Origin of the sequence: uncultured Mycobacterium sp. (assembly GCF_964249325.1) — a bacterium.
In the GTDB taxonomy this organism is placed as follows: Bacteria; Actinomycetota; Actinomycetes; order Mycobacteriales; family Mycobacteriaceae; genus Mycobacterium.
Genome location: NZ_CAXUCH010000216.1, coordinates 1 through 7,224 on the forward strand (window position 1 = coordinate 1; position 7,224 = coordinate 7,224).

Below are 7,224 nucleotides of genomic sequence, written 5' to 3' on the forward strand. Positions count from 1 at the left end.
GTCGGGCAGCACCCGCAAACCGACGGCCAGTGACAGCGAAGTGACGAAGGTAAGCGCGCCGGCAATCAACACCGTCAATGCCCCCACGTATGACGGTGGTCGAGACCGCAGCTGCTGCGTCGGATGCCTCGGCGACGACTTGATCACATCTGCTTCGGTGAACTCAGTGCTCTGAGCAGACGCCAGTGCCGCGCCCCGCGCCAGGGCTAAGTGCGCTGCATTCTGCGCGAAAACCGGGACGGGCAAAGCATCTTCGAGCCGCCATGAGATCGAGTCCAACTCCGGATCTGAGCCGACGACGACAACGCCCCGCGGCTGCCACGACCTCCGGTCGAACATGGTTGTCAGCCAGCGGATCAGGCCGTCGGCGCCACCGCCCACATGTTTGACGGCCGTGCGTGTCTCCTCGCCGGAGACGGTGACCAGCACGACGGTGGTCGAGTCGCCCTCGATAACACACACCGCGGTCTGGTCGTAGCCGATTACGGGTGCTAGTCCGCGCGCCAAGGTCTCTGCAGCTTGCGTCGACCGAACCGGTACGAGGTTGTCAAAACCGGCGCCGGTCAACGACTCCAACAGCAGCGCAGCCTCGGCGGCCGCGTCGTCGCTCCACGTGACGCCGATGACGTGTACCCGCCGATCGAGGGTCACCACCACGTCCTGGGCTCGAAATACGGCGGCTGCCACCAGTTCCGCGGTGTCTATCGCACGCATTCCCCCGCCGGTATGCACCGCGAAATCGTCGTGGTCGAGGATGCTGCCATCTGCGTCGTGTCCGTCGACCAGGACCCACCCGACGATGGTCGGTGTCATCGAGAGCCCAAGTACCGTATCCAAATTCGCACCTCAATCGTGCCCGAAGCCACCGGCGCCACGCGCGACGGGCCTCAAACCCTTGACACGGTGTTTCTTGAGCGCCGGAATGGACCGGGACAACGTGGTCTTCGTCGGCCTATCCCGGGCGAGCCTACGCGGGGCGGTGAAACTTGAGTGGATCGGGTGCCCACCGCGGCGACGTGGGACCATCCGACCGTCGTTGCCGATACAGAATCGAGATGTTTTCGCGTCCTGATCGACATACCGGCTTCCCACAAGGTAAGTTTTGCCGAGTGACCGACGGCACATATTTAAGGGGCACAGGTATGACAGACGTGAGCGAGAAGATGCGCGGCTGGGTGCGGCGACTTGCGGTCGTCGCCGTTGCGGCCGCCGCTCTGCCAGGCCTGGTCGGCCTTTTCGGCGGGGCAGCGACTGCCCGGGCGTTCTCCCGGCCCGGTCTGCCGGTCGAGTACCTGCAAGTGCCGTCGGCTGCGATGGGCCGCAGCATCAAGGTCCAGTTCCAGAGCGGCGGAGCAAACTCGCCCGCGGTGTATTTGCTGGACGGCCTCCGCGCCCAGGACGACTACAACGGCTGGGACATCAACACTCCAGCCTTCGAGTGGTACTACCAATCCGGTCTGTCGGTGGTGATGCCGGTGGGCGGGCAATCCAGCTTCTACACCGACTGGTACAACCCCGCCTGCGGTAAAGCCGGTTGCACGACCTACAAGTGGGAGACCTTCCTGACCAGCGAGCTGCCGGGTTACCTGTCTTCCCAGAGCGTCAAACCGACGGGCAGCGCCGCGGTGGGCATCTCGATGTCCGGGTCGGCGTCGTTGATCTTGGCGGTCTACCACCCGCAGCAGTTCATCTACGCCGGCTCGTTGTCGGCCTTGATGGACCCGTCACAGGGCATGGGGCCGTCCTTGGTCAACCTCGCGATGGGCGACGCCGGCGGCTATAAGGCCGCGGACATGTGGGGCCCGCCCAGCGACCCGGCTTGGCAGCGCAACGACCCGTCACTGCATATCCCAGAGCTGGTCGGCAACAACACTCGGCTGTGGATCTACTGCGGTAATGGCAAGCCGTCCGAACTCGGTGGCGCCAACCTGCCTGCCGAGTTTCTCGAGGGCTTCGTCCGGACCAGCAACCTGAAGTTCCAAGACGCCTACAACGGCGCGGGCGGCCACAACGCCGTCTTCAACTTCCCCGACAACGGCACCCACAGCTGGGAGTACTGGGGTGCCCAGCTGAACGCCATGAAGCCTGACCTGCAGGGCGCGTTGGGCGCGAGCGGCGGGGCTGCCTGAGTCCAGAAATCAATACACTGCGCGTGATGGCCACCCACCGTCACGCGCAGTGTGTTTAAGTAGCGCCCGCTTACCGCTGCCAAAGCGCTGATTTTCGTTGCCCGCCTCCCCTTCCGGTAGCCGAATGGCACGCGCACAATCGACATGGAGCAATGAAAGGGAGTGTGTGATGAAGGCCCAGGTTGGCGACTGGTTGGTCATCAAGGGTACGACAGTTGCACAGCCAGACCACCGCGGGTTGATCACCGAGGTGCGGTCAGCGGATGGGTCGCCGCCGTACGTGGTGCGGTGGAACGGCACCAGCCAAGAAGCGACTGTCTTTCCCGGTCCGGACGCGATCGTGCTCACCTCCGCAGAGTTGGAGCACGCTGACGAGCGGGCCCGGTCCCGGGCAGTTAAAACATAGGCAGAGCTGGCCTACCGAGCTCGACCGATTTGGTCGCTGATCTCGATCCACGCCGTTGTGTCGGTGCGGTGATCACTGACATTTCGGCATTGACCATAGACGCGCGCAACGCCCAGGGTTGGGTAATCGCTGTCCCGATAGATGATGGCTGTGACGCCGTCCTTGTACAGGGTTTTGCCGTACACCCCCTGGGTGGGCTCTAAGCCCTCCTGCCAGCCGTCAGCGGACATGGCCGCCGCGATGCTGTGGAAGTAGCTGTCGGCACGCACGCCGGCAGGCACCGTGAAGGTCAGGTAAATCGCCCCCTGATACGGCGGATCGTGCTGGTTTTTGCAAGACATCAACATGTAGCCCGCCGCCGGTTTCTGCAACCCCGCGATCGCGACGATTTCTTTGGCCGGCTCAACGACTTGGGCCTTGCTCTGGTCGTCGGTGACCGGATGGTCGGGATGGTCGAGGTAGTCCGACGGCGACGAATGAAGCCTTGAGATAGACAGAAACGCTCCGCCGAGCAGCAGGGAAATCGCGAGTGCGGCCGCAATGAGCGGCCGAGTCGCCGCGGAATGCGACCATTCCGGGCGACCACCAGGGCTGGTCCACCGATCGATGTGTTGCGTCAGCGTCATCAGGGCGATCCGGCATCGTGTGAGAGGCCAATCGCCACCAGGCTAGCCGCTACGGAGCTAGTCCCACGGGCCTGATGGTCGGCTACCCGCCAAGCGCGGCGATGAGCTCCTTGATGCGGGCAGCCTCTTCCTCGGTCGGAGTTTCGTCAGCCTCGAGCGCATCGAGCAAATCCGCCCGCAGTCCGGCACCGTTGGCCGTCTCCTGTGCGGAGAGTTTGGCGCGCCGACGCGTGACATAGAGCTGCTGTCCCAACGTGGCGCCGGGTGACGAAGCGGCCCTGGCCATCAGATCGTCGTAGCGGGTTCGAACTCCACTTAGGGCCACGATCACCGCCGGCGTGGCGCGGCTTCGCGATGCTGCCGTTGTCAATGCGGCCTGAAGCTTTCGCAGCCCGGAAAGGATCACTTTCGCGCGATCCGAGAATTCCGGATCGTTGGTATCCGGCAGGGCATCGATCGCTGCAGTAAACATTTGCATCGCCGCTTCGACCAAGCTGACGATGACTGGCGCCTCACCGTCGTCCAGCGCGGACCCAGCGGTGAACCGCCTGTTGCTGGGGGTGGCCTCGTTGGTCTGCGTGTCGATGATGATCACCCGTCTTGATCGTGGGAGAAGACGTCGAAACGCTAGCGCGTATCGACCCGCTATACAAGGGCCGCAAGCGGCGCCACGGATGCGTCGACCCAGCGCGGCACGGGCTGCTACAGAGAAAAGAATTCCGGCAAAGCCAACGCGACGGCACAGGGGCAGTACGCAATTGCCGAGCGAGCCGGAACCTCGCTCTTGTGCACCTGCTTTACAGCGTTCAAAGTGAATATATGGCGGAACAGAAAATGGTCGAGCATTGGATTCAAGGCTGTGCGCTACAGCGGATCATGTTTCGCGACGGGCTCGTGTTGAACTTCGAGGATTACAACGAACTCGTCATCTCGGTGCCGCTGCGCTTGACGCTGCCGGCGACCGGCAACGCGCCCGCCGAGGTGGTCACCATCAATCCGCACGACACCACGGTCGAAGAGCGGCCGCTGTTCGACTTTTCTGGGGCTACCTGCACCGGCGTGGTCTGGTATGACACGGGCGACCTGCACCTGGAATTCTCGGACGGCCACCAGATCGACGTGGCTCCGGACCCGCGTCGCACGGCCTGGGAGTTGTACGGCAAGCTGCACGGATACGCCGCCTGCCTGGCGCGCGGCAAGGTGCGGGTGGTACGGCACGACATTCCGGAAGAAGGCGACAGCGACTAGATGCAGGCGGGTTCTGCCGGGATAGTTCGCGGGTGACCGAATACTGGAACCACAACACCGCGTATCACCCGTGGATCCTGAGAAGAGCCGCTAGCAGATGTCACCACTGCTTGGACGTCGGCTGCGGAGACGGTCTGCTATTGCAACGCCTTGCTCCCGTGGCGCGCACCGCCACCGGCATTGATGTCGACCAGCCGTCACTTTCTCGCGCCCGCCACCGCGTCGCACAGTTTGCCAACGCGGCGCTCGAGCACACCAGCTTCGAGCACTTTGATCCGGGCTCCGCGCGCTTCGGCATTATCACCCATCGGAGTGCCGGTCGCACAACCGCAGCAAAGTTTGAGCGAAATTGCGGCGACCGCGCGCCAGGTGCTTCCCGGTGTGTCGATCCGCCGAGCCCTCTACTACCGATATCTCCTTCGGTGGCGCAACTGCACCAGCTGACGTTCGTCGGCGCCCGTCACCGAATCGCGGTATCGGCGGCGATCGCGGCGGGCCAGCAGCGCCGGTAGCTGCCACGCACCGGGTTAGGCCCCGGATAGCGCGCCTCTTCATATCAGTAACGCTTTGGCCACAAGTTGCGAAACGTTCGATGTGAACAATCCGCGCAGGCCGTTGGTCAAAGCCGCCGGCACCGGAATATTGGTTGCCGTGGCAATGGCACTATCCACCGGTGTCGCAAACGCCGACAGTGTGAACTGGGATGCCGTTGCGCAATGCGAGTCGGGCGGCAATTGGGCTGCCAATACGGGCAACGGTCATTACGGTGGCCTGCAGATCAGCCAAGCGACGTGGAACGCCAATGGTGGCATTGGCTCACCGGCGGACGCCAGCCGCCAGGACCAGATCCGTGTCGCGAACAGAATCCTCGCCACGCAGGGGCCCGGCGCATGGCCGAAATGCGCCAACAGCAGCGGCGTACCGTCCGTGGTTTTGCCGTCACCGACGCATCATTTGCTCGCTACGACCAATCGCATTGTGTCGATGTTCATCCCGCACTTGTGAAAATCACCGTTTCCAGCCGCTGGGCACGGCCGAACATGCTTGGATCAGCCCATGCAAGGCTCGGTGACCGTTCATATGGCAGCACCCGCGGACAAGATCTGGAACCTGATCGCTGATGTGCGCAACCAAGGGCGATTTTCCCCGGAGACCTTCGAAGCGGAATGGATCGACGGCGCGACCGGCCCCGCAGTCGGGGCACGATTCCGCGGCCACGTCCGGCGTAACGAGATCGGGCCGGTGTACTGGACGACGTGCCAGGTGACCGCGTGTGAACCAGGCCGCGAGTTCGGCTTCGACGTGCTGATGGGCGACCGACCGGTGAATCACTGGCGCTACGAGTTGACACCCCGCGATGGCGGCACCGACGTGACCGAATCCTTCCGGCTCCGTTCGTCACCGCTGACCAGCCTTTACTTCTGGGCGTTCGGTGGTTGGCTGCGTCAACGCCGCAACCTGCGCGACATGACAAAAACCCTGCACCGCATCAAGGATGCCGTCGAGGCGTGAAATCGGTCTTCATCACCGGGGCCGGCAGCGGCATGGGCCGCGAAGGCGTGAAGTTGTTTCACGCCAATGGGTGGCGAGTTGGTGCGGTCGACCGCAATCCCGATGGCCTTACTTCGCTGGGTCAGCAGCTTGGCGGCGAGCGGCTGTGGACCCGTCCCGTGGACGTCACCGACAAGGCGGCCTTCGGCGCTGCGGTGGCTGACTTCTGTGCGGGCAATCCCGATGGCGGTCTGGACATGATGTGGAACAACGCCGGGATCGGCGAATCCGGCTGGTTCGAGGATGTGCCCTATGAGACGGCCATGCGCGTCGTCGAGGTGAACTTCAAGGCGGTGCTGACGGGCGCCTACGCGGCGCTGCCGTATCTCAGGAAGTCGACGGGTAGCCTGCTGTTCTCGACGTCGTCGTCGTCAGCCACCTACGGCATGCCGCAGCTTGCGGTGTACTCGGCGACCAAGCACGCGGTGAAAGGGCTGACCGAAGCGCTGAGCGTGGAATGGCGGCGCCACGGGGTGCGGGTCGCCGATGTGCTGCCCGGTCTGATCGACACCGCGATCCTGACGTCGACGCCGTCGCATTCCGAGGTGGGCGCGCTCAAGCGCTCCGCCGAGGAGATTCGGGCGAGCGCGCCCAAGAAAGGCATGTTCCGCTTGATGCCGGCCAGTAGCGTCGCAGAGGCGGCGTGGCAGGCCTACCACCACCCGAGCCGGTTGCACTGGTATGTGCCGAAAAGCATTCGGTGGATCGATCTACTCAAAGGCCTCAGCCCTGAGTTCGTCCGCGGCCGCATCGTCAAATCGCTGCCCGCACTGTTCCGCAACCAGCGGTAACCGAGGCTCGTCGAGAGATGCAAAGAACGGAGGTTAATTAGTGCAGCATCGCGCAATTGCGTTGTCCGCGTTGGTCATCGCCGCTGCAGTCTGCGGATGCTCGCGGTCGCAGAGCGGGTCGCACAAGGCCGCGCGGGTGTCCGTCGGCGGCCACACTTACGCCCCCCGCGCCCCGCGGTGCAGTCAACTGCAATCGTTTTGGACCGTCGACATCACCGGGCGCCCAGGCAATTCGAGGTCGTTGTGCTGTTGCGCGGCAACCGGTCCATCCCCAAATGGGTGAAGATCTCGGATTTCGACGGATTCACCGGCAGCTTCTGGCAAGTGGGGTGGGCGACGCTGCCGCTCACCTGGCCCACAACACCCTGACCATCACAGGCATTGCCTACGGCATCAACAGCGCTCACCCCAACAAAGTCACCACCACGGACTTCAAGATCACAGCCGACTGCTGAAGAATTGCAATCCGGGCT

11 protein-coding genes are annotated in these 7,224 nt (G+C 63.6%); 8 read left to right on the forward strand and 3 right to left on the reverse strand.

The annotated features are described in order from the left end of the window. Nucleotides 1-837 (reverse strand): hypothetical protein (locus ACFE99_RS20305; protein ID WP_375488212.1); only part of this gene is annotated, 837 nt, incomplete at its 3' end. Between the two features lie 305 nt (nt 838-1,142). On the opposite strand from ACFE99_RS20305, the gene ag85B reads away from it, so the two are divergent. Both ag85B and ACFE99_RS20315 read left to right on the forward strand, forming a co-directional pair. Next, nucleotides 1,143-2,129: a diacylglycerol acyltransferase/mycolyltransferase Ag85B gene (gene ag85B, locus ACFE99_RS20310; protein WP_375488213.1), complete on the forward strand. Its 987-nt coding sequence runs from the start codon at nt 1,143-1,145 to the stop codon at nt 2,127-2,129. A 169-nt stretch (nt 2,130-2,298) separates the two neighbouring features. Further along, nucleotides 2,299-2,535 carry a DUF1918 domain-containing protein gene (locus tag ACFE99_RS20315; RefSeq protein WP_375488214.1) on the forward strand — a complete coding sequence of 79 codons (237 nt, stop codon included), beginning with the start codon at nt 2,299-2,301 and terminating at the stop codon, nt 2,533-2,535. An 11-nt stretch (nt 2,536-2,546) separates the two neighbouring features. Here ACFE99_RS20315 and ACFE99_RS20320 read toward each other — a convergent pair whose 3' ends face one another. Both ACFE99_RS20320 and ACFE99_RS20325 read right to left on the reverse strand, forming a co-directional pair. Next, the gene (locus tag ACFE99_RS20320) at nt 2,547-3,161 is read right to left on the reverse strand and encodes a hypothetical protein (protein WP_375488215.1); all 615 of its coding nucleotides are present in this window, start codon (nt 3,159-3,161) and stop codon (nt 2,547-2,549) included. A gap of 82 nt (nt 3,162-3,243) precedes the next feature. After that, nucleotides 3,244-3,639, reverse strand: coding sequence for a hypothetical protein (locus tag ACFE99_RS20325; protein ID WP_375488220.1), 396 nt, complete (start codon nt 3,637-3,639; stop codon nt 3,244-3,246). 341 nt (nt 3,640-3,980) lie between these two features. On the opposite strand from ACFE99_RS20325, the gene ACFE99_RS20330 reads away from it, so the two are divergent. From ACFE99_RS20330 to ACFE99_RS20355, 6 genes are all read left to right on the forward strand, one after another. Beyond that, nucleotides 3,981-4,409, forward strand: a complete 429-nt coding sequence (locus tag ACFE99_RS20330) for a DUF6188 family protein (protein WP_375488221.1) — start codon at nt 3,981-3,983, stop codon at nt 4,407-4,409. Between the two features lie 158 nt (nt 4,410-4,567). After that, nucleotides 4,568-4,921 carry a hypothetical protein gene (locus ACFE99_RS20335; protein WP_375488216.1) on the forward strand — a complete coding sequence of 118 codons (354 nt, stop codon included), beginning with the start codon at nt 4,568-4,570 and terminating at the stop codon, nt 4,919-4,921. A gap of 82 nt (nt 4,922-5,003) precedes the next feature. Next, nucleotides 5,004-5,414 carry a transglycosylase family protein gene (locus ACFE99_RS20340; RefSeq protein WP_375488222.1) on the forward strand — a complete coding sequence of 137 codons (411 nt, stop codon included), beginning with the start codon at nt 5,004-5,006 and terminating at the stop codon, nt 5,412-5,414. 51 nt (nt 5,415-5,465) lie between these two features. Continuing rightward, complete coding sequence (locus ACFE99_RS20345) at nt 5,466-5,921, forward strand: SRPBCC family protein (RefSeq protein WP_375488217.1); 456 nt, start codon at nt 5,466-5,468, stop codon at nt 5,919-5,921. Then, nucleotides 5,918-6,751, forward strand: a complete 834-nt coding sequence (locus tag ACFE99_RS20350) for an SDR family oxidoreductase (RefSeq protein ID WP_375488218.1) — start codon at nt 5,918-5,920, stop codon at nt 6,749-6,751. Before ACFE99_RS20345 ends, ACFE99_RS20350 begins: the two co-directional genes overlap by 4 nt. A gap of 275 nt (nt 6,752-7,026) precedes the next feature. After that, nucleotides 7,027-7,206 carry a lipoprotein LpqH gene (locus ACFE99_RS20355; RefSeq protein WP_375488219.1) on the forward strand — a complete coding sequence of 60 codons (180 nt, stop codon included), beginning with the start codon at nt 7,027-7,029 and terminating at the stop codon, nt 7,204-7,206. Nucleotides 7,207-7,224: the final 18 nt, after the last annotated feature.